This is a genomic window from Thalassotalea sp. Y01, from assembly GCF_012932945.1.
Taxonomy (GTDB): domain Bacteria; phylum Pseudomonadota; class Gammaproteobacteria; order Enterobacterales; family Alteromonadaceae; genus Thalassotalea_A.
Genome location: NZ_JABBXG010000005.1, coordinates 257,611 through 278,101 on the forward strand (window position 1 = coordinate 257,611; position 20,491 = coordinate 278,101).

The following is a 20,491-nucleotide window of genomic DNA, read 5'->3' on the forward strand; positions in this document are numbered from 1 at the left end:
GCGCGTGAAGCGCCGCTTTTGTTTGTGCTAATACATTAACATTAGAACTTATATGTCGCTTGTGCGTACATGAAACGGCCTTGACCGCTGTGCACGTTAACAACAAAGCCCATAAAGTCGTGATAGGCAAATGGCGGTTCTTCATCAAGCAAATTGGTCGCACCTAAGGTTAAGGTGACGTCTTCAAAGCCAAAGTAGTTAACTGCCGCGTCTACTGTGGTCATCGAATCCACTTTCTTGTCTATGCCAAGCGATGCTTCTTGTTCGAATTCGTCAATGAAGTTAACCGCTAAGGTCGAGGTGAAATTATCTAACATCCAGTCTACCGAGGTTGTCCAACGGATTTCTGGTTGCTCAAATCCACCTTCTTCAGTGCCTTTGTAATCTTCAAACTCTAAAACGTAGTTCATCACATAGCCAAAACGGAACTGACCAAAGCCGGTTTCTAGGTTGTAACGAATATCAACGTCTAAGCCTGAGGTATCCAAGTCACCAATGTTTTGGTAACTGTCATTAACACGAATAACCTCACCTGGATCGTTTGCGATGCTGGTAGGACGGCGCTCGACGATATCTGGATCCAAACCAAAGTTATCCATCACAAATTGCGTATCAGCATCAATGATGTCTTCAATTTGATAATCGTAGTAATCAACCGAGAAGTTCAAGTTATCTGTGATATTGTAAATGATACCAACGTTATAACTGGTTGATTCTTCTGGACCAAGATCTGGGTTACCTTCAAATACCGCAGTGTATTCTTGTGGTTCACAAGCTCTGTCTTGGTTACCAATAGCGTCACAACGCAAGGTATCGACTAAGTTTGGTGATTCATCGGTGGTACCTAAACCTAATTGGTGTAACGACGGTGCTCTAAAGGCGGTGCCGTAAGAACCACGAATACTTAAATCATCGGTTGGTGTCCATAAGAACGAGACTTTTGGATCGGTTGTCGTACCAAAGTCACTGTAATCTTCATAACGTACTGCAATTTGAACTTCCAATGAATCAAATACTGGGATCGCTACTTCGCCAAAAATGGCCGTGTTGTCGCGATCGCCATTGGCTTGTGTTGCCTCGGTACCAAAAACATTACCGCGCAAGAACTGATCATCTGGGTTATCAGAGATTTTCTCTTCACGATACTCTGCACCTATTGCTAACATCAAATCACCCGCCGGTAGTTCAAATACAGGACCAGAGAATTTGATATCAAGGGATTTATTGGTGGACTTACCAACACGCGTGGTGGTGGTTTCAATGTAATCTAACGACTCTTGCGAGTTAGATGACGGTTCAAAAGGGTTCCACAAACCGCTGTCTATGGCTTCTTGAATTCGTAGTGAATTCGGGAAACCGTCTACGCCACGTTCTGTCGACTCACTTTTAATGTAACTGTATGCTGCTTCCCAGTTCCAGTCACCAATGTCACCTTGTAAACCTAAGATCAATCGGTAGTAATCAGCATCGACACGTTTCTCACGGTTGCCAATATCAACTGTACGACGACGCATGGTTAAATCTTGACCAAAAAACTCATGGCTTGGCATATCCGCAAATGGGTGGTTTGGATTATCACCAGCCATAAACAGCTCATTAAAGCTTGGGCTACCGGCACCACGTATTATGGATTTTGCATTCTGACCATTTAACTCCGCAAATCCGCGTAAGGTGTCAGAAATTTGATAATTCCCCATATAGTTGTAGCTAAAACGTTCAACGTCAGGAAACATAGTCATGTGCGGTGCATAATCGTAACGACACAGGTTGTTAGCAAAATCACGATCCGCTTCAGGACAGGTATCATTGCCGTACAAATCAATCAAACGATTTGATGGGTCAGCAGCCAGGGCAATGGTGCCAGGGATACCCGAGGATGAACGGAAATCCGTTGCCAAAGAGTCGCCTGTACGTGCCGCTTGGTTAGCTGTTTTTGAATAATCTCGATCCGCGTACAACACTTCTTCGCGATCAAAATAGTCAACAATGAAGGTATGGCTAGATTTATCTGTCTGGTGACCAAATACTAAGCTTACGTTTTGCTCTTCACCACCACCGTCGGCTGTATCACCATATTTAACGGTGACTTCTGCGCCATCAATGTCATCACGTAAGACAATGTTGATTACACCAGCAATCGCGTCAGAACCATAAATTGCCGATGCGCCATCTTTAAGAATATCAATGCGCTTAATGGCCGATACCGGAATATTATTGATATCAACAAACGCTGTATCTATGCCTTTAGCAAATGGGCTTACTGATACACGGCGACCGTTTACCAAAATCAACGTTGAATCAGCACCTAAGCCGCGCAATGAAACTGATGAACCACCATTGGCGGTGTCATCTGAGCTGTTTGCTTGGGTTGAAAAGGTACCTTGGCCGGAAATTGGCAATTTGGCGAATACACCAATCAGGTCAGTCGCACCGGTACGAGCGATGTCATCGCTGTTTAAACTGGTGACCGGAGAAGGGCCTTCCATATTGGTGCGTTTAATGTGTGAGCCGGTAACTTCAATCGTTTCAATATCACCTTCGACTGCCTCATCAGCGGCCTGTGCAGTGAAACTTAGGTTTGCTAATACGGCGCTTGTTAATGCCATAGCTAGTGAACTTTTTCTAAACATCGTCATAGTTTTCGATCCCTTATGCTTATATTTATTAGTCCCCTGTAAACATGGATACTGCTTCATTCGCACGCTCACAAAAGTTTCGTGTCACGATATAAAAAGGACGTTAAAACAAGAAAAAAGACGCTAATGAAATATGACTTAGTTTTCTTAAGCGCTTAGCATATATACGGGTAGATGGGGTAGTCGTTAACCGAGGGAGTCGTTGTTACGAATTGCATTCCATCACTGTATATCCATGTTCTTTTAACCGTTTACGTTACCCTTAATCGAGAAACTAGCATTATAGTTGAACATTAAATGGCCACTGTCTAGCAGTTTGTTAACATTTTATTTACATTAAATGTTACGAAAAATGAACGGGTTAACACTTTTTACGCATTTTCTTGTGATTTCCAGATAACACAGGATGAAATGCACTGCCGTTGTTTGCTAGTATGCAATAAACGTTTTTACAACAGATTGACTATGAAACTCAGCCCTTTGGTTCAGGACCTAATTGACGGTTTAAGATGCTTACCTGGCGTAGGCCCAAAATCAGCACAACGTATGGCATTTCATTTGCTCGAGCGCAATCGTATCGGTGGCGCGAAACTGGCAACGGCGTTAGCGATGGCAATGGAAGATGTCGGCCATTGCAAAAGCTGTCGAACCTTCACTGAAAACGATTATTGTGATATTTGTCAAAGCCCATCGCGCGCAGAAAAACGACAAATGTGCGTAGTTGAATCGCCTTCAGATATTATCGCCATCGAACAAACCGGCGAATTTACCGGTCGATACTTTGTGTTAATGGGGCACTTGTCGCCAATTGATGGGGTCGGTCCAGAACAACTTGGTTTGGATATATTGGATAGCCAACTGCAAAACGGTCAGTTTGACGAACTCATACTAGCCACTAACCCAACGGTAGAAGGGGAAGCGACGGCGCACTTTATTGCTGATATGGCAAAACGATACGATATTTCCACCTCACGTATTGCCCATGGTGTGCCGGTTGGCGGCGAATTAGAATACGTTGATGGCAACACCTTATCGCATGCCTTTAGCGGCCGTAAAACCATCTAACGCTTTTTTTTCAAGGGGTCAGAACACTTGAAACGTTCAAGTGTTCTGACCCCTTGAAGGTTATTTGAGAAAATATTTTCATAAATTTTCCACTTGCCCCTTTAAATCGAAAATAATTATCCCCACTTAATTTTCATCTGTTACCGCACAGTGAGATGCCTAACATAAGGTGTTATTGCTGTTTTGCGGTGTGTTGTTAAGTGTATTCTCAGGAGATGTTTTTTATGTCTGACCAAAGTCATAAAGAAGTTCACGGTTTTCAAACAGAAGTTAAACAACTTCTGCAGCTTATGATCCACTCACTTTATTCTAATAAAGAAATTTTCCTACGTGAGTTAGTATCAAACTCGGCAGATGCTGCCGATAAATTACGTTTTAAAGCGCTAGAAAATGCCGATCTTTATGAAGGTGACGGTAACTTGCGTGTGCGTGTGTCTGCGGACAGTGATGCCAATACCATCACCATTTCTGATAATGGTATCGGTATGACTCGTGATGATGTTATTGCCAACCTAGGTACCATTGCCAAATCAGGTACAGCGGATTTCTTCTCACGTTTGTCAGGCGATCAAGCGTCTGACTCGCAACTTATCGGTCAGTTTGGTGTTGGTTTTTATTCTGCTTTTATTGTTGCTGATAAAGTGATTGTGCGTACCCGTGCTGCCGGCACAGACGCAGCCGATGGTGTTGAGTGGACTTCAGCTGGTGAAGGTGATTTTAGCGTTGAAAACATTGAAAAGGCCAACCGCGGTACTGACATCATCTTGGTGTTAAAAGAAGATGAAAAAGAATTCCTAGATGATTGGCGCTTAAAGTCAATTGTCACCAAATACTCAGATCACATCTCAATTCCAGTTGAGATGCTGACTCCAGCTGTTGATGCAGTGGATGAAGAAAAAGATGAAGAAGGCAATGTTATTCGTCCTGCTATTGAAGCAAAACCAGCTGAATGGGAAGGAGTGAACAAAGCCGAAGCACTTTGGACTCGTGAAAAATCGGATGTGTCTGATGATGAGTACAAAGAGTTCTATAAGCATGTATCACATGACTTTGCTGAGCCGCTTTTATGGGCGCACAATAAGGTTGAAGGTAACACAGAATACACTTCGCTATTGTACGTACCAAGCAAAGCACCATTTGATATGTATAACCGCGAGCGCCAACACGGCTTAAAGTTATACGTACAACGTGTGTTTATAATGGACGACGCTGAACAATTTATGCCAACTTACCTGCGCTTTGTTAAAGGTTTACTTGATTCAAACGACTTACCGTTGAATGTATCGCGTGAAATCTTGCAAGATAACAAAGTTACCCAAGCGATGCGCAAAGGTTGTACAAAACGCGTATTGGGTATGTTAGACAAGCTGGGTAAAAAAGACGCTGAAAAATACCAGTCCTTTTGGGATGAGTTTGGTCAAGTTCTAAAAGAAGGCCCAGCTGAAGATATGGCCAACAAGGAAGCCATTGGCAAGCTATTGCGCTTTAGCTCGACGCACACTGACAGTGCGGTGCAAAATGTATCGTTAACTGATTATATAGAGCGTATGCCTGAAGATCAGGACAAAATTTTCTATGTCGTTGCCGACAGTTTTGAAGCGGCGAAAAACAGCCCGCATTTAGAAGTGTTCCGTAAGAAGGGCATCGAAGTATTATTGATGAGCGATCGTATCGATGAATGGTTGATGAGTCACTTCACTGATTTTGATTCAAAACAGTTCTCTTCGGTAACTCGCGGTGACCTAGACTTAGGCGACATGGACGACGCGGAAACTAAAGAAGCGCAACAGAAGCTGGAAAAAGAGTTTGATTCAGTGATCGGTCGCCTTAAAGACAGCCTAGGTGACAAAGTAAAGGATGTTCGTATTACCCATCGCCTAACCGATTCACCGGCGTGTATTGTTACCGATGAGCAAGACATGAGCAGTCAAATGATCAAATTGATGCAATCAGTTGGTCAGGAAGTGCCTGAAAGCAAACCTATATTTGAAATCAACGCCGAACACGATTTGGTCAAACACATTGCCGATGAAAGTGATGCAGACAAATTCAACGAGTGGACTGAGGTTTTATTCGAACAAGCTATGCTCGCGGAACGCGGCAGTTTGAAAGACCCAGCATCGTTTGTTAGCAAACTTAACAAATTGATGATGAGCTTAACCAAGTAACGCCTTAACAGGGGCGTTTCGGCAATAAGCCGACGGTTAAATCGCGTAAAAGGTCAGCAAATGCTGGCCTTTTTATTGTCAGACAATGGCTCGTGAGCCATTGAGTTTTATCACTATTGTGTTGCTCGTCGTTTATTTTTGCTGACTTACCGCAAATCTTATTGGAAAAAGATGAACCTTTTATGAAACATTTGGGTTGAAACACTTGTTTGCAAACTGGTCAGCAAGTATCATTGCGTTTTTATAAATATAAATTTTTGACTCCGATGCAATTCGTGTCTGAGTTACGACATTTAAAGGTCTGTTTATGCGCATTATTCTTTTAGGTGCACCGGGTGCTGGTAAAGGTACTCAAGCTCAATTTTTGATGAGCAAATACGGTATTCCACAAATTTCAACAGGCGACATGCTACGTGCGGCGATCAAAGCTGGTACGGAGCTGGGTTTGGAAGCGAAAAAAGTTATGGATGCTGGTCAATTGGTTTCTGATGAGTTAATCATTGGTTTGGTTAAAGAACGCATCGCTCAAGACGACTGTAAAGACGGTTTCTTGCTTGATGGTTTCCCGCGTACTATTCCACAGGCCGACGCAATGAAAGAAAATGGTGTCTCTGTTGATTCTGTTATTGAATTTGACGTAGCTGATGAAGTTATCGTCCAACGTATGGGCGGCCGTCGTGTGCACCCAGGCTCTGGTCGTGTTTACCACATCGTATACAACCCACCTAAAGTTGAAGGCAAAGACGATGTGTCTGGCGAAGACTTAGTGGTTCGTCCAGACGACGAAGAAGCAACCGTTCGTAAGCGTTTAGGTATCTACCACGAGCAAACCAAGCCGCTAGTAGATTACTATCAAGCCGAAGCTAACGCCGGTAACTGCAAATATATCACCATCGACGGTACTAAGCCTGTTGATCAAGTAAGCGCTGAGCTTGCTGAGCAGTTAGCGTAATAAATCGCTAAACGCCAAGAATTAGAAAAAGGTTAGAGTAATGAATTACTCTGACCTTTTTTATTGTCTGAACTTATGCATTTATACTTCTCGGCTAGCAAGGAGTCTTGGCAAAGATTGATTCAAGCCATTTGCATATCCACGACTCATTTCTATTCTGTATTACCTTATTATTTATCTTACTTTATCTAGTCAAAAAACGAATAGAAGCGTTTTTGTAAAGAACTGCAAAATATTCCGGTGATGATCGCCGTATTATTCTCAATGACTTATACGAAAACTACCTCCGTCAATTTAGAAAGCAGCATCCACAAGTGAATTTTGGCTTAGGCGATAGCAATCAAGAGGAAGATGAATTTACGCAAACGGTCATGGTGTATCAAGGTCTGGCGATTTTATTCGCCTACATCTTAATTGCCATAGCGTTTAAATCATACTTACAACCATTACTGATTATGGTGGCCATTCCATTCGCTTTTGTTGGCGCCTTGCTTGGCCATCTTATTCATGATGTCAGCTACGGCATGTTTTCCATGCTGGGTATACTTGCGGCATCCGGGGTGGTGATCAATGACAATATCGTCTTAGTTGATGCAATAAATCGCTTTAAACAGCAAGGCTTAGATTGCAAACTAGCGGTGTTGAATGCCTGTAAGCTGCGCTTTAGGCCTATAGTACTAACCTCAGTAACCACCTTTGTTGGTCTTTTGCCAATGTTATCCGCGCAATCGGTACAGGCAAAGTTTTTGATCCCTATGGTCGTTTCTCTTGCTTACGGCGTTTTAATGGCGATGATTATCACCTTGATATTTGTACCTAGTTTGTATTGGTGTAGCAGTGAAATTAACCGTCGTTGGAACGAGATGAAACTGCTCCTGCTATCGAGTACTAATACCAATTAAAATAATTATTTGAACAGTTCAGAGCTTTGTCAGGGAAGTTAGAACAAAGCAAATGGATGCAGATGTAGTCATTCTCCATCAAAAAAATTTGTGACGTTATCACTTTCCTGACAAGCTCCTAAGGACGAATTTAAATGTTATCTGAGACGTTTGTCGTTAGAATATGGCAATAATGTTCATAATCGCCAGAACCAAAATAATTATAAAAGTGCTTAATGTGCCGGCGAAACGCTGCCATGAGGTACCAATACTCTTGCCAAGGCCTATGGCATGTAAAAAGCGAGCGGTTACCAATAAACCACCAAAGGCGTGTACAAACATTACATTGCCACCGCCCAATTCGTAAATTGCTAATAGTAATAAAGCAATTGGCACGTACTCAATGAAGTTCGCGTGCACACGTATCGCTTGAGCCAGCTCTGGGTGTTCACCACCGCCATCACCAATACCGACACGCTTGTTACGACGCTGGCCAATGACTTTGAAGGACAGGGCAATATATAAGATCGCGAGTATGCCTGTATAAAAGCCAGTAATGGCTAAAGAAGCTGTTTGCATAAGTTTTTGTTCTCGTTAATGAATATCGGTTACTATGTTAGTGCAAAGCAATCTTTCCGAAAACCAGTTTCTGCATTTTTTGCAAGATATTTTGGCTTTTAGCATCTAGGGCTATACTTATAGCACCATTTTCTGCGGGAGAGCTTTATAGCCAGGCAAGCTGAATCAATAAAGACAAGATATGGGGGAGAAGTGAAGTTTTTTGTGCCAATTATTTTAGGAGCATTCATCTCGTTCGCCCTGTTCGCGATCATGGCGTCTCTGGTTGCCACAGAAGAGGTCTATATTGAAGAAGTTGAAGACAATCCCATAATTACCATCGTTAAACTACCTGAAGACTCTGCCGTCGCCCGGAAAAAACGCATACTCGATCCACCACCTGAACCATTACAAAAACCCAGTGGCTTGATTGCCGTTGATATGCCAAAAGTGAGTACCAAAACCAAGTTGCCGAATGTCACTATGCCTCAAATCGACGTTGATGGCTCACTTGAGTCGCAAGAGTTTGCGGTTGGTGCCATTAAAGATAACGACGCAAGACCAATCTATCGTGCTTTACCGCGTTACCCCATTGAAGCCGCCCGAGAACAGATTCGCGGTTGGGTAAAGCTGAAATTTGCGGTCAATCGTTACGGCAAAATCGAAAACATTGAAGTACTTGATGCCAGCCCACCAGAAATATTTGATCAAGCCGCTATTGACGCATTACAGCGTTGGAAATATCAGGCCAAAGTTATCGATGGCAAAACCGTACGTCAAGAAGGTATGTCTGTGCGTATCGACTTTGGTAAAAAATAATATAAATGTTTTGCAAATTTGTTTAAATTTATTTAACTTTCTTTAACCCCTTTCTTAATGCTCCAGCGTTTTTTCTATAACAGTGCATCCACTTCATTAAGTGCCATAAACAAAACCATTTATATGATGTTTAATAAGGTTATTAATATGGCGTTTGGCAAAGCGTTAACATAATGCATGAGCTGAAGGCGATGAGTAAAACAGGATGTTTTGCGCGCTGACTGGTACCAGACCATCACCAGGGCATGGCCCTAAACATAGATGTTCCAGGCAGGAGAATAAGATGAAAAAACTCGTATCTTTGTTAACCATCACCAGTATGGTTGTATTCGCACTATTTGTGGTCATGGCCTCGTTAGTCACACCAAAGCAAGGTGGAGTTAATAAACCATTAGCTTACACGCCCATTGAGTTTGTCGAGCCACCCAAAGACAGCACAGTGAAAACCAATAAAAGAAAAATAAAGCCGCCGCCAGAGCCAAGAACAACGCCACCATCACCAGCACCTGTGGTAAGTACATCGCAAGGTATTGATATCGATATATCCGTACCTGGACCGAGTATGGACGATACATCATTGGACGGTATGGATAATTTTGTTATGGCGGACCATGAGGCGCGACCCATTGTGCGCGTATCGCCTAAGTATCCCGCAATTGCGGCGCGTGAAGGTAAAGAGGGCTGGGTGATCTTATCGTTTAGTATTAATGAGCTTGGGACGGTAACCAATATTGAAATATTAGAGTCTAACCCTAAGCGTACCTTTGATAAAGAGGCCAAGCGGGCACTGAAAAAATGGAAGTACAAAGCCAAGCTCGTTGACGGTCAACCGGTTGCACAACATGGTATGACAGTGCAGCTAGATTTTACATTAGACCAGGCTAATGGTTAGGTGATAATCTGTTGATTATTAGAATAATAACAAGTCGATAAAAGGGATTGCCTTTGATCAAAATATCCTCTTTACGTTGGTCAAGACGAGATGCGGGGCGCGATATGGATAACGCTAGCGCGAATACCCGCACCTCGTTTTGGCAAGGCTTACGGCAAGCATTGCACGGACTATCGTCGGCCTCTAACGAGCAATTGATTCGAGCATTTGCCAAGCGACAGGACGAAACAGCACTGCATCTGTTGGTCGATCGTTTACATCAAGATGTGTTTCATTACGTGCTTAGCCAAAGTGATAAAACACTGGCGCAAGACATCACTCAAATTACCTGGCTAAAAGTGTTGGACAAGGCAACTTTATTTGTTGATAAAGGCGGTAATAGTGGTAAAGCCTGGGTGTATCGTATTGCTCGTAATGCGTTAATTGATGAGTTACGAAGCCAACAACGTTGGCAGTTTGAAACACTTGATGAAGTACACGTGGCAAATCAAGAGAGTTTGCAAACACTCGAGCAAGATGCCGATTTACAACAGGCCTTTAATAACGTTTTAGCCAATCTGCCATTTGCTCAACGTGAAGCATTTGTATTGCAACAAGAAGGCTTTTCAATTATCGAGATCAGTGAGATTTGCCAAGAAAAATCAGAAACCATCAAATCTCGGTTGCGTTATGCCCGCAACACCTTTAAACAGCTTTTAGGAGGTTACCATGAGTAACCACAATGATAAATTTGAACAACAACTCGATGCACTATACCAAGGTCGTAAGCAAGCCAATCAGGCGAGTGGCAAGCAGCAACAACAGATAAAGGATGACCTGTCTGCTCGTATGCAAAACAGCGACGATATAAGTACTCGGTTACATCACAAATACCAAAGTTGGTCGTTGTTTAAAGTGGCTGGTTTTGCGGCATTGATGTTTGTCGTTGCGGTGCCACTGTTTGACCAACTCAAGCAGCAGTTGGATACCGTGGCGGTGAAAAAACTTGATGTGGTGGTACTTGAACAACCGGTAACAGACGGTTCGCAAATTGAAGATGCTGGGCAGCTTGCCAGTATGACATTGCCGGAATTTCAAGCGGTTAATAAGCGCCCGATGCAATTTAATGCCATTGCTGCCATCGACGATGCCGCTAAAATTGATGCCTTTAATCAGCAAGTCAGTGAGTACTTTCAAGAGCAGCAACACGTGTTTGCTGATCAACAGCAGACGCTTTATGCCAATCAGGTTGTGACCGGCCGTTTGATCAAAGAAAAGGACATGTGGTTTATTGAGTTTTGCGATAAGAATTTGCAATTGCTGGCGTTTGAAGAGGTTGAGCAATATTTGCTGGCGGAGCCGTTATTGGACGAAACCAGAGAAGGCCAGTATGTGGATTTATATGCCAATGGTAATACGGTGTTGGCGTTATTAAATAACGAACATGTGCATCAATGTGATGAAGTGCATGAATGATGCTGATTCACAACGGTAAGCATTTTCATACACCGTCTTTATCGCTGCAATCGTAGACAGTATCAATTACCTATAGCTAACAGCGCGTCAATCAGACAATGTAATTTACCAATAAAAAGGACACAGTATGAAAACGACCCATGGTGTTATTGTGGTTTTATTTTGGTTGATGTCAATCACAGCAATGCAAACAGCAGCACAAGCTCTACCGGAATTTCCGTTTGTGACGGTTGAGGTGACAAGCGAGCGTCAAGTGCAACCGAATCAAGCAAGTCTATCGTTTCAGTTGTTAACCTTCGACAATCAAGCGGATGTCGCCAGTGAACAACTGCATATGAGTGTTACCACAATGCTTGAGCAGTTAACCAAGCTTGGCATAAAAACTGAACAAATCACCTCGTTTGAAATCAGTAAACGGGCAAAGCGCAAACGTGATGATGATTATAACTCGTTGGATATACTGGGTTATGAAGTCAGGCAGGCATTTAAACTTGAACTGTCTGAGTTAAGCCAATACAGCGACATCGTCAATATTTTGTATAAGGCTGAACATGTGCAAGACATCGAATCACGTTTTGATCATAGCGAACGCGAACAGATCAGCGCCGAGCTAGTATTTGACGCGGGCAAGAAAGCCAAACTAAAAGCGCAACGTTTGGCGAAAGGGTTAGGGGTTGATATTGAGTCGGTGTTTGCTATCAATGATAGCGGCTCATTTAACAATGCCTTAGCGTCATTTGCGGTTGCCGACAGATACGTACAATACGGTTCGTTTGCTCGCAAAGCGGCGCCGATTACAGTCTTTGAGCCGCAGTTTATCGAGATATCAAAAACCATTCATGTGATTTACAAATTATCGATCTAGTTGCTACCCAGCTAGCTTTAAAAATTGAGCCTTGAAAAACACAATGCAAGTTAAACAGGCTGACACGGCTTGAGCATGCCAATATGTGGAATACCGTCTTCGAGGTACATCTCTGAGACGGTAGCAAACCCTAAGTCTTGATAAAACTTTTCTAGGTATTGCTGCGCAGAAATTTTGATATCTTGTCCAGCAAAATGCTGGTTGCACAACTCTAATGCCTGAACCATCATCTCTTTACCCAGACCACGCCCACGGTGACTCTCGGCGGTAGCAACACGGCCAATACTGACGTAATCATCATAAGACACGCCTTTTGCCAAAATGCGTAAATAACAGGCTAGGGTGTCATCATCATAGGCTAGCAAATGCAAGGTTTGTGGATGGCGATCGGCATCATCAAGTTCGGGGTAGTAACACTCTTGTTCAACCACAAAAATATCGACTCGCAATTTTAACGCGTCATAAAGCTCGTTGGTGCTCAACTGTTGAAAAGTCTTAGCCTGCCAGTACATTGTCTTACTCATTGGGGATGCATTTAAAATATTATTGATGGCGTGATTGTAATACCTTCATCACTTCTTTTAAATCAACATTTTGCTCAGCAAGCAAAACTAAGCTGTGATAAAACAAATCCGCACACTCATTAAGCAACTCGTCACGGTCGTTGGTGGCAGCAGCAAGTGCGACTTCGACGCCTTCTTCACCAACTTTTTGCGCACAGCGTTTGGTACCGCTGGCTAATAATTTCGCTGTATAACTGTCTTCCGGTTTGTCGTTTTTGCGTGATTGTATGACCTGCTCTAGGTAAGCAAGGAAGTTTTTATCCGCTATATCTTGCTCTGGAAAACATGAATCTGTGCCTAAGTGGCACGTTGGTCCATGAGGCCGTGCCAATATCAACAGGCTGTCTAGGTCACAATCGGCGACGACTCTAACTACATCTAAGGTATTGCCTGAGGATTCACCTTTTTGCCATAGACGCTGTTTTGAGCGAGAAAAAAAGGTGGCTTTATTGTTGGATAACGTTGCACTTAACGCCTCTTGGCTCATATAACCTTGCATCAATACGTTACCGGTATCGGCGTGCTGAACGATTGCTGGGACAAGATTATCCATTTTGTCCCAGGAAAGTGAATCGATATTATGGTTCGTTACAAGCATGTTGTTTCCTTTAATATGGTTAGCTCTTAGCCGCGGCGCTTGCGCTAGCTGCGCATGGCAATGCCTTGCCCGCGTAGGTAATCTTTTAAATCGTTTATGTCTATGATGCCTTTATGAAACACGCTCGCCGCTAACGCACCATCAACATCGGCATCAATAAAGGCCTCTTTAAAGTGCGCCATCGTACCGGCGCCACCTGAGGCGATAAGGGGTATTTTACACACCGCTCGCACCGAACTCAGCTGTTTTATATCGTAACCTTGGCGCACGCCATCTTGGTTCATCACATTTAGTACGATTTCGCCGGCGCCACGTTGTTGCACTTCTTTGACCCAGTCATGAGTATTCCATCGGGTTTTGGCGGTTTTACTTTCATCACCAGTGTATTGGTATACTTGATATTGACCTGTGTCTTGATCAAAATACGAGTCAATGCCAACCACCACACATTGTTGACCAAATTGTGCCGTTAAGCGTGAGATCAAATCCGGGTCGTTTAGCGCCGGTGAGTTAATTGAAATCTTATCTGCGCCCATCGCTAACAAGGTTTGCGCATCTTGCTCGGTTTTGATGCCACCGGCGACACAAAAGGGAATGTCGATAACGCGGGCTATTTTCTCAACCCAGCTTTTATCTACAACACGGGCATCTGAGCTGGCGGTAATATCGTAAAATACCAATTCATCGGCACCTTCGGCGGCGTAGCGCTGTGCTAGCGGTACGATGTCACCGATGATTTCATGATTGCGAAATTTGACGCCTTTGACCACCACGCCATCACGAACATCTAAACAAGGAATTATGCGTCTTGCCAGCATGTGATAGCCTCCTTGACGGTAAATTTACCTTCTAATAAGGCACGACCTAAAATAATACCATCGGCGCCAGATGTAGCGACTTGTTTGATGTCATTTAAGCTGCCAATGCCGCCAGATGCTTGCCAGAATATTTGTGGGAAGGCTTGTTTCATTTGTTGATATAAGTCGACATTAGAGCCTTGCAAGGTGCCGTCTTTGGAAATGTCGGTACATAAAATCTGAGCGATATTGTCGGCGCCGTAAAAGCGAATTAATTGCTCTAAGGTTTGCTCGCTTTGTTCGATCCAACCGTGGGTCGGTAAGCGTTTTTCACCAAGCTCATTTATTTGCACATCCAGCGCTAAGACAATGCGTTGCTTGCCGTATTGCTGCAACCAATCTTTAACCAACTGTGGTTGTTTGATCGCCAAACTGCCGATCACCACGGCACTGGCGCCGAGTTCAAGCAAGGTGTCGACGTCTTTTTGCTTACGCACACCACCACCAACTTGCACAGGCATAGGTGCCATGGCAATGATCTCACTTAACCGTTTGGTTTGACGATTATCACTGTTTTTTGCACCGTCTAAATCAACCAAGTGTAAACGTTGACCACCATCGCTAAAGTACTGTTCCACAAGCGCTTCTGGCGTTTGTTTATATTCGGTTTTTTGACCGTAATCACCTTGATATAAGCGTACGGTTTTACCATCGATTAAATCAATTGCCGGAATGATCATCAGCAATTCTCCATAAAGTTTTTGAGAAGTTTGGCTCCGCTTTTACCGGAGCGCTCAGGGTGAAATTGCACCCCATAAAAGTTATCGCGAACTAAGCTTGCAGAAAACGTTTGGCCATAGTGACACTGGGCAAGGGTTGTATCGCCTACAGGAGCACAATAGCTATGCACAAAATAAAAGTAATCTTGCTCAGTAATACCAGTAAACAGCGGCGAATTGGCGATAGAACCCAGGTTGTTCCAGCCCATATGAGGCATGCGTAAAGCCTGCTCTGTGGTGTTCTCTATCGCGTTTATCTGGCTATCAATAATGCCTAAACAATCAGTCGCTTGTTCATTTTCAGTCGATTGGTTGGTTAATAATTGCATTCCCAAACAAATACCGAGCAAAGGTTGGCTTAGTGTTGGAACCAAGGCGTCGAGACGCTTTTGTTTGATTCCTGCCATCGCGTAGGCGGCGGCACCAACGCCAGGTAAAAACACTTTTTTAGCGGCTTTTATGGCGTCGTGATCATCACTGACTACGATGTTATAACCGAGGCGCTGCAAGGCAAACTTCAATGAATTGATGTTGGCACAACCGGTATCGATGATCAGCGCGTCTGGCGTTGATGTATTGATGTCGGAATCTGTTATCACGTGGTGTTTTCCTATATAAAAACTATGTTAATGCACATATCGCTAAAGCCTAACCAGCTAACGTTTAAATAGCTAAGCTGAGATATCGCTAGGCAACCATTACAAAACGCCTTTTGAGCTTGGTAATGCGTCTCCACTGACCTTAATGGCTTGGCCTAACGCACGGCCGAACACTTTAAATAAACTTTCCACTTGATGATGACAGTTACCTTGGCTGGTCGAAAGGTGCAGGGTGACGGCCATGGCATCGGTCAAACTTTTAAAAAAGTGACTGACCATTTGCGTCGACATTTCACCAACACGGTTGTCGCTAAACTCGGCGTTAAACTCGATATGCGGTCGGCCAGATAAATCAATGCTGCACTCGGCTCGACACTCATCCATCGGCAACACAAAACCAAAGCGGTCGATACCACGCTTATTACCAAGGGCTTGTTTTAGTGCCTCACCTAACGCTAACGCGGTGTCTTCAACGCTGTGATGATCGTCTATATGCAAGTCGCCCATTACCTGACAATTGAGGTAAAAACCACCGTGGGTGGCGATTTGATCAAGCATGTGATCGAAAAAGTCGATGCCGGTGCTTATTTGTGAGCCACCTTGGCGATCAAGGTTTACCTCAACATGAATGTCGGTTTCTTTGGTGGTACGGGTAACGCTGGCAATACGGTCATTGCGCAGTAACTGATTGCAGATATCATTCCAGTTAACTTGCTGTCTATCGTATTTAAAAGCTCGCAAGCCCATGTTGCTGGCCAATTGCACATCGGTGTCTCGATCACCAATAACAAACGAGTTAGCAAAATTTATTTTCTGCTGCTGCAAGTAATCGCTGACCAAACCGAGTTTAGGCTTACGACAACTGCAGTTATCTTCATCAAAATGTGGGCAAATAAGCACATCAGCAAACTGCACACCTTGTGATGCAAATAACGCCATCATTTTATCGTGAGCCTGGTCAAAGTCGGCTTGAGGATAGCTGCTTGTGCCTAAGCCATCTTGGTTCGATACCATCACCAGAATGTAGCCCGCGGTTTGCAGTTGCAATAGAGCCGGAATTACCGATGGTTCAAACACCAGTTTTGCCAAACTGTCGACTTGCTTATCGATTGGCGGTTCCTCTATCAAGGTTCCGTCGCGGTCGATAAATAAAATATTGCTGTTGTTTTTTATAAAATCGAGGGCCTGACTCATGGTTATTCCTGTGTTTCTTTATTAAATAGATTGGCGGTACTGGTGCCATAGAACTGCTCGTTAAAGCTTAATACGGCGATGAAAAATTGTTGTAACTCGGCTTCACTGCCAATACTGACTCTAAGGCAATCATCCAGCCCAAGCTGTTTGGATTGGTTACGAATGACCACCCCTTGCTCAAGCAAGCTGGTAAATAACGCTTGGCTATTATCGACACGAAACAGTAAATAATTGCTGTTTGACTCAAATAGTTGCACCAGCCAAGGTTGTTGTTGCAAAAAGTCTTGGGTTTTATCTCTAAGTTGCTTGGAGCTTGCCACTCTATTTTGCATATCACTGCGTTGCGTCAGTGCTTGGCTAGCAATCATGGCAACGGGTTGGCTGATTGGGTAGGGCGCAATCACTTTGCACAACTGGTCAATGATGGGGGGATTCGCTAGCGTAAAACCGCAACGCAAACCGGCCAGAGCAAAGGCCTTACTTAAGGTACGCAATATTACCAAGTTGGCATATTTATGCAGTAATGGTACTAAGGTTTGTTCCGGGCAGTATTCGATATAGGCTTCATCAACCACCACCAAAGCGCTGTCCTTGTATAATTCGAGTGTGGTAACAATGTCGACCAAGTCGATGTTGTTACCAGTAGGGTTATTAGGAGAACAAATGAACACCAATTTCACCTTGCCAACGTGTTGCCTTATGGCACTAATATCTAATTGCATGTTGTCTGTTAACAGCGGTGCGTGACGCACATGAGTATTGTGGGCTTCGGCGCTGATAGCGTACATGCCATAGGTCGGTGGACAAATTAAAATACTGTCTTGTGCCGATTGGCAAAAAGTGCGAATAAGCACTTCGATACCTTCATCAGCGCCGCGAGTAGCGAGCAAATATCGATTGTCGATGTTGCAATAGTCACTGTAGGCATCAATCAAGGCTTGCGGTTGGAAGTCTGGGTAGCGATTGAGCGCATCTAAAGACAGTCTTATTGTACTACTGTCACCGGCTTCATTGGCATTGAGCCAGACTTTACCTTGGGATTGTTCACGTCTTGCCGATTGATAAGGCACCATATCTTTGATGTCGCGGCGCACTAATTTATTGGCAAGCTTTTGCGCCTGACAGACCTCAAGGTTGTTTTGATACTGGTTAAGGCGTGAGGCTTTATCGTCAACATTACTCATCGGCTTTGTCCTGTGCAGTTGCGTCCTGTGTCGTATTGTCCTTGATGGGCGCGTTATTTTGGTCTTGGTCTTGGTCTTGGTCTTGGTCTTGGTCTTTTGGCTTTGCTGCCAATTCACTCGCTAACTTACGTTCCACCTCTTGGTTAACTCGAATGGTGACGGCACGCTGATGGGCATCTAAACCTTCAGCATCGGTTAACTCGACGATGGTTGGCGCCAACGCGGTAAGGCCTTGTCGGCTTAACGTTTGTACCGTATAACGACGGGAAAAGTCAGCCAAACTCAGAGACGACAATACCTTTGAATAGCCATAGGTGGGTAGCACATGGTTAGTGCCACTGGCGTAATCACCAGCCGATTCAGGGGTAAAGTCGCCAACAAAGATAGAACCTGCGCCACGCAGCTGTGTCAATAACGTGTCATTATCGCGTGTTTGAATGCTCAAATGCTCTGGCCCATAAAGGTTGGATACTTCGGCGGCTTGTTGCAAAGAGTCGGTCACAATAAAGCGGCTTTGCTTAAGTGCTTGCTCGGCAATCGCTTTACGAGACAGGCTTTGCAATTGTGACTCGACGTGTTGTTTTACCGTTTTGGCAACCGATTCACTGTCGCTTAGCAGAATAACTTGTGAGTCTATACCATGTTCCGCCTGCGATAATAGGTCGGCAGCAACATAGGCTGGGTTGGCACTGTCATCGGCAATAACCAATAATTCTGACGGCCCCGCAGGCATATCTATGGCAAAGCCTGGCACCTGTTGCGATAATTGTGATTTGGCTTCGGTGACAAATCGATTGCCAGGGCCAAACACCTTATTTACCGCTGCTATCGACTTGGTACCCAGAGCCAATGCCGCCACTGCTTGCGCGCCGCCAATGGTATAAATCTCACCTATTTGGCACAACTTAGCAGCGTATATAATCTCATCGGCAATATCACCATTTTTGTCAGGTGGGCATACCAATACTACACGGCGACAACCCGCAAGCTTTGCTGGAACGCCTAACATTAACACTGTCGATGGCAGCGGTGCTGAACCAGCGGGAATGTACAAACCGACACTGTCGATGGCTTCTGTTTTTAAGATGCATTCAACACCAGGCATGGTTTCGACCCGAATATCTTGTGCCTTTTGCGCGCTGTGAAATGCTTCAATTTGACTGTAGGCGGTTTGGATTGCCAGTTTGCGTTCTGCCGATAAGCTTTGCGTTGCTTTGACAACCGCTTTGTCGGTCAAGCGTAAAGTCGCTAAGCTTACGCCGTCAAATTTTTGGGTCAGTGCAAATAGGGCGTCATCGCCGTTGCGTCTGACCTTATTAATGATATCAGCGACATTGTCTCGCAGTGTATTGCTGTCACTAATTGCAGGGCGTGCTAGAGTTTTTTGCTTGTCATTAGCACTAAGTTGAGACCAGGTGATCATGGCTTACCCCATCATCTTTTCAATTGGCATGACAAGGATGGAGTTACAACCCAGTGCTTTAAGTTGTTCCATGGTTTCCCAAAAGATGGTCTCGCTGCTGACCATGTGAACGGCAACCAGATCATCGCGCTCTGCTAAAGGCAATACCGTTGGTGTCTCGCTGCCTGGCAACAAGGCTGAAACATCATTTAGTCGATTTTTTGGTGCGTGCAACATAATGTATTTGCTTTCACGTGCTTTTAAAACACCTTTGATGCGAGGTAATAGCGTATCGATGGTTTGTTGTTTGGTTGATGAAAGGGTATTTGGGCCCTTAATTAATGCGGCTTTTGACGTGTAAATGACTTCCACTTCTTTTAAGCCATTGGCTTCTAGCGTGGTACCGGTTGATACCAAATCGCAAATGCCATCGGCCAAGCCAACTCGCGGCGCTACTTCAACTGAGCCATTTAGCTTGGCAATTTCAAAAGAAATGCCATTGTCTGTTGCAAAACGATTTAATAACCTTGGGTAGGTAGTGGCAAGACGCAAACCATCAAGACTGGCAATACCTTGATAATCGAACTCTTCTGGCACAGCAATGGATAAACGACAACCGCCAAATTGTAACGAGCAGATTTTTTCATACTCGCTGGCTTCTTGGGTTAATTGACGTTGCAGAGCGTGCTCTTCTAGCGAGTTGTCGCCAACAATACCAAGGTCACATACGCCATCCATGACTAACCCTGGGATGTCTGATGAACGCACCAACATAATATCGATCGGCATATTGGCGACATGAGCGAGTAATTTACGATCCGCTAAGTTGAGTTTCATGCCGCATAATTTAAAGAGCTTTTGCGATTCATCGCTCAAACGGCCGGATTTTTGTATTGCAATGGTTAATCTATTTTTATCTAGTGTCATGGTGTTTTCACCTGATTGTTCTATGTCGTTAGCAAATTTCGTGGGCTTTTATTTAACTCATAAAAAAGCCCCGAAAGTTTGGACTCTTTCGGGGCGGGTATTATTTACCTTGCTGAAGAGCCCATAGCCCCTCAGCGAATAACCTGAGGGCTAACCG

General features: G+C 44.1%; 20 protein-coding genes. 9 read left to right on the forward strand and 11 right to left on the reverse strand.

Going from position 1 to position 20,491, the window contains the following annotated elements:
* Positions 1-41: 41 nt before the first annotated feature.
* Complete coding sequence (locus HII16_RS09450; protein WP_248289566.1) at positions 42-2,636, reverse strand: TonB-dependent receptor; 2,595 nt, start codon at positions 2,634-2,636, stop codon at positions 42-44.
* A gap of 465 nt (positions 2,637-3,101) precedes the next feature.
* Between HII16_RS09450 and recR the strand changes: the two genes are divergently transcribed.
* From recR to HII16_RS09470, 4 genes are all read left to right on the forward strand, one after another.
* Positions 3,102-3,701: a recombination mediator RecR gene (gene recR / locus HII16_RS09455; protein WP_169129592.1), complete on the forward strand. Its 600-nt coding sequence runs from the start codon at positions 3,102-3,104 to the stop codon at positions 3,699-3,701.
* Positions 3,702-3,925: 224 nt separating this feature from the next.
* Complete coding sequence (gene htpG / locus HII16_RS09460; RefSeq protein WP_169129593.1) at positions 3,926-5,869, forward strand: molecular chaperone HtpG; 1,944 nt, start codon at positions 3,926-3,928, stop codon at positions 5,867-5,869.
* 307 nt (positions 5,870-6,176) lie between these two features.
* The gene (gene adk / locus HII16_RS09465) at positions 6,177-6,821 is read left to right on the forward strand and encodes an adenylate kinase (protein ID WP_169129594.1); all 645 of its coding nucleotides are present in this window, start codon (positions 6,177-6,179) and stop codon (positions 6,819-6,821) included.
* A gap of 314 nt (positions 6,822-7,135) precedes the next feature.
* Positions 7,136-7,723 carry an efflux RND transporter permease subunit gene (locus HII16_RS09470; protein WP_169129595.1) on the forward strand — a complete coding sequence of 196 codons (588 nt, stop codon included), beginning with the start codon at positions 7,136-7,138 and terminating at the stop codon, positions 7,721-7,723.
* 156 nt (positions 7,724-7,879) lie between these two features.
* On the opposite strand, the gene HII16_RS09475 is transcribed toward HII16_RS09470, so the two are convergent.
* Positions 7,880-8,281: an MAPEG family protein gene (locus HII16_RS09475; RefSeq protein WP_169129596.1), complete on the reverse strand. Its 402-nt coding sequence runs from the start codon at positions 8,279-8,281 to the stop codon at positions 7,880-7,882.
* 192 nt (positions 8,282-8,473) lie between these two features.
* Between HII16_RS09475 and HII16_RS17140 the strand changes: the two genes are divergently transcribed.
* The 5 genes from HII16_RS17140 to HII16_RS09500 all read left to right on the forward strand — a co-directional run bounded on the left by HII16_RS17140 (position 8,474) and on the right by HII16_RS09500 (position 12,291).
* Complete coding sequence (locus HII16_RS17140; RefSeq protein ID WP_169129597.1) at positions 8,474-9,079, forward strand: energy transducer TonB; 606 nt, start codon at positions 8,474-8,476, stop codon at positions 9,077-9,079.
* A 283-nt stretch (positions 9,080-9,362) separates the two neighbouring features.
* Positions 9,363-9,971: an energy transducer TonB gene (locus tag HII16_RS09485; RefSeq protein WP_169129599.1), complete on the forward strand. Its 609-nt coding sequence runs from the start codon at positions 9,363-9,365 to the stop codon at positions 9,969-9,971.
* A 53-nt stretch (positions 9,972-10,024) separates the two neighbouring features.
* Positions 10,025-10,687 carry an RNA polymerase sigma factor gene (locus HII16_RS09490; RefSeq protein ID WP_169129601.1) on the forward strand — a complete coding sequence of 221 codons (663 nt, stop codon included), beginning with the start codon at positions 10,025-10,027 and terminating at the stop codon, positions 10,685-10,687.
* Positions 10,680-11,426, forward strand: coding sequence for a hypothetical protein (locus tag HII16_RS09495; protein WP_169129603.1), 747 nt, complete (start codon positions 10,680-10,682; stop codon positions 11,424-11,426). Before HII16_RS09490 ends, HII16_RS09495 begins: the two co-directional genes overlap by 8 nt.
* A gap of 127 nt (positions 11,427-11,553) precedes the next feature.
* Positions 11,554-12,291 (forward strand): SIMPL domain-containing protein, encoded by a 738-nt coding sequence (locus tag HII16_RS09500; RefSeq protein ID WP_169129605.1) that lies wholly within the window; start codon positions 11,554-11,556, stop codon positions 12,289-12,291.
* Positions 12,292-12,341: 50 nt separating this feature from the next.
* On the opposite strand, the gene HII16_RS09505 is transcribed toward HII16_RS09500, so the two are convergent.
* The 9 genes from HII16_RS09505 to hisG form a co-directional block, all read right to left on the reverse strand.
* Positions 12,342-12,815, reverse strand: coding sequence for a GNAT family N-acetyltransferase (locus HII16_RS09505; protein WP_248289567.1), 474 nt, complete (start codon positions 12,813-12,815; stop codon positions 12,342-12,344).
* A 19-nt stretch (positions 12,816-12,834) separates the two neighbouring features.
* A complete protein-coding gene (gene hisIE / locus HII16_RS09510) occupies positions 12,835-13,452 on the reverse strand; it encodes a bifunctional phosphoribosyl-AMP cyclohydrolase/phosphoribosyl-ATP diphosphatase HisIE (RefSeq protein WP_169129607.1) in 618 nt (205 codons plus the stop codon).
* 44 nt (positions 13,453-13,496) lie between these two features.
* On the reverse strand, positions 13,497-14,270 hold the full coding sequence (gene hisF / locus HII16_RS09515; protein ID WP_169129609.1) for an imidazole glycerol phosphate synthase subunit HisF: 774 nt from the start codon (positions 14,268-14,270) through the stop codon (positions 13,497-13,499).
* Complete coding sequence (gene hisA / locus HII16_RS09520; RefSeq protein ID WP_169129611.1) at positions 14,252-14,989, reverse strand: 1-(5-phosphoribosyl)-5-[(5-phosphoribosylamino)methylideneamino]imidazole-4-carboxamide isomerase; 738 nt, start codon at positions 14,987-14,989, stop codon at positions 14,252-14,254. The genes hisF and hisA overlap by 19 nt, the downstream gene beginning before the upstream one ends.
* The gene (gene hisH / locus HII16_RS09525) at positions 14,989-15,627 is read right to left on the reverse strand and encodes an imidazole glycerol phosphate synthase subunit HisH (RefSeq protein WP_348981403.1); all 639 of its coding nucleotides are present in this window, start codon (positions 15,625-15,627) and stop codon (positions 14,989-14,991) included. Before hisH ends, hisA begins: the two co-directional genes overlap by 1 nt.
* Before the next feature lie 99 nt (positions 15,628-15,726).
* Positions 15,727-16,821 (reverse strand): bifunctional histidinol-phosphatase/imidazoleglycerol-phosphate dehydratase HisB, encoded by a 1,095-nt coding sequence (hisB, locus tag HII16_RS09530; protein ID WP_169129613.1) that lies wholly within the window; start codon positions 16,819-16,821, stop codon positions 15,727-15,729.
* Positions 16,822-16,823: 2 nt separating this feature from the next.
* Positions 16,824-18,005, reverse strand: coding sequence for a histidinol-phosphate transaminase (gene hisC / locus HII16_RS09535; RefSeq protein ID WP_169129615.1), 1,182 nt, complete (start codon positions 18,003-18,005; stop codon positions 16,824-16,826).
* Positions 17,998-19,428, reverse strand: a complete 1,431-nt coding sequence (gene hisD / locus HII16_RS09540; protein ID WP_169129617.1) for a histidinol dehydrogenase — start codon at positions 19,426-19,428, stop codon at positions 17,998-18,000. Before hisD ends, hisC begins: the two co-directional genes overlap by 8 nt.
* A 3-nt stretch (positions 19,429-19,431) precedes the next feature.
* Positions 19,432-20,334: an ATP phosphoribosyltransferase gene (hisG, locus tag HII16_RS09545; protein WP_169129619.1), complete on the reverse strand. Its 903-nt coding sequence runs from the start codon at positions 20,332-20,334 to the stop codon at positions 19,432-19,434.
* Positions 20,335-20,491 lie beyond the last annotated feature (157 nt).

Excerpts from the sequence above, each read along its gene's own strand:
- hisC (WP_169129615.1), bottom strand. The coding sequence starts at position 18,005 with ATGAGTAATGTTGACGATAAAGCCTCACGCCTTAACCAGTATCAAAAC.
- hisB (WP_169129613.1), bottom strand. The coding sequence starts at position 16,821 with ATGAGTCAGGCCCTCGATTTTATAAAAAACAACAGCAATATTTTATTT.
- HII16_RS09505 (WP_248289567.1), bottom strand. The coding sequence starts at position 12,815 with ATGAGTAAGACAATGTACTGGCAGGCTAAGACTTTTCAACAGTTGAGC.
- hisG (WP_169129619.1), bottom strand. The coding sequence starts at position 20,334 with ATGACACTAGATAAAAATAGATTAACCATTGCAATACAAAAATCCGGC.
- hisA (WP_169129611.1), bottom strand. The coding sequence starts at position 14,989 with ATGATCATTCCGGCAATTGATTTAATCGATGGTAAAACCGTACGCTTA.
- adk (WP_169129594.1), top strand. The coding sequence starts at position 6,177 with ATGCGCATTATTCTTTTAGGTGCACCGGGTGCTGGTAAAGGTACTCAA.
- HII16_RS09475 (WP_169129596.1), bottom strand. The coding sequence starts at position 8,281 with ATGCAAACAGCTTCTTTAGCCATTACTGGCTTTTATACAGGCATACTC.
- hisD (WP_169129617.1), bottom strand. The coding sequence starts at position 19,428 with ATGATCACCTGGTCTCAACTTAGTGCTAATGACAAGCAAAAAACTCTA.
- HII16_RS09495 (WP_169129603.1), top strand. The coding sequence starts at position 10,680 with ATGAGTAACCACAATGATAAATTTGAACAACAACTCGATGCACTATAC.
- hisIE (WP_169129607.1), bottom strand. The coding sequence starts at position 13,452 with ATGCTTGTAACGAACCATAATATCGATTCACTTTCCTGGGACAAAATG.
- HII16_RS09450 (WP_248289566.1), bottom strand. The coding sequence starts at position 2,636 with ATGACGATGTTTAGAAAAAGTTCACTAGCTATGGCATTAACAAGCGCC.
- HII16_RS09500 (WP_169129605.1), top strand. The coding sequence starts at position 11,554 with ATGAAAACGACCCATGGTGTTATTGTGGTTTTATTTTGGTTGATGTCA.
- recR (WP_169129592.1), top strand. The coding sequence starts at position 3,102 with ATGAAACTCAGCCCTTTGGTTCAGGACCTAATTGACGGTTTAAGATGC.
- HII16_RS09485 (WP_169129599.1), top strand. The coding sequence starts at position 9,363 with ATGAAAAAACTCGTATCTTTGTTAACCATCACCAGTATGGTTGTATTC.
- htpG (WP_169129593.1), top strand. The coding sequence starts at position 3,926 with ATGTCTGACCAAAGTCATAAAGAAGTTCACGGTTTTCAAACAGAAGTT.
- hisF (WP_169129609.1), bottom strand. The coding sequence starts at position 14,270 with ATGCTGGCAAGACGCATAATTCCTTGTTTAGATGTTCGTGATGGCGTG.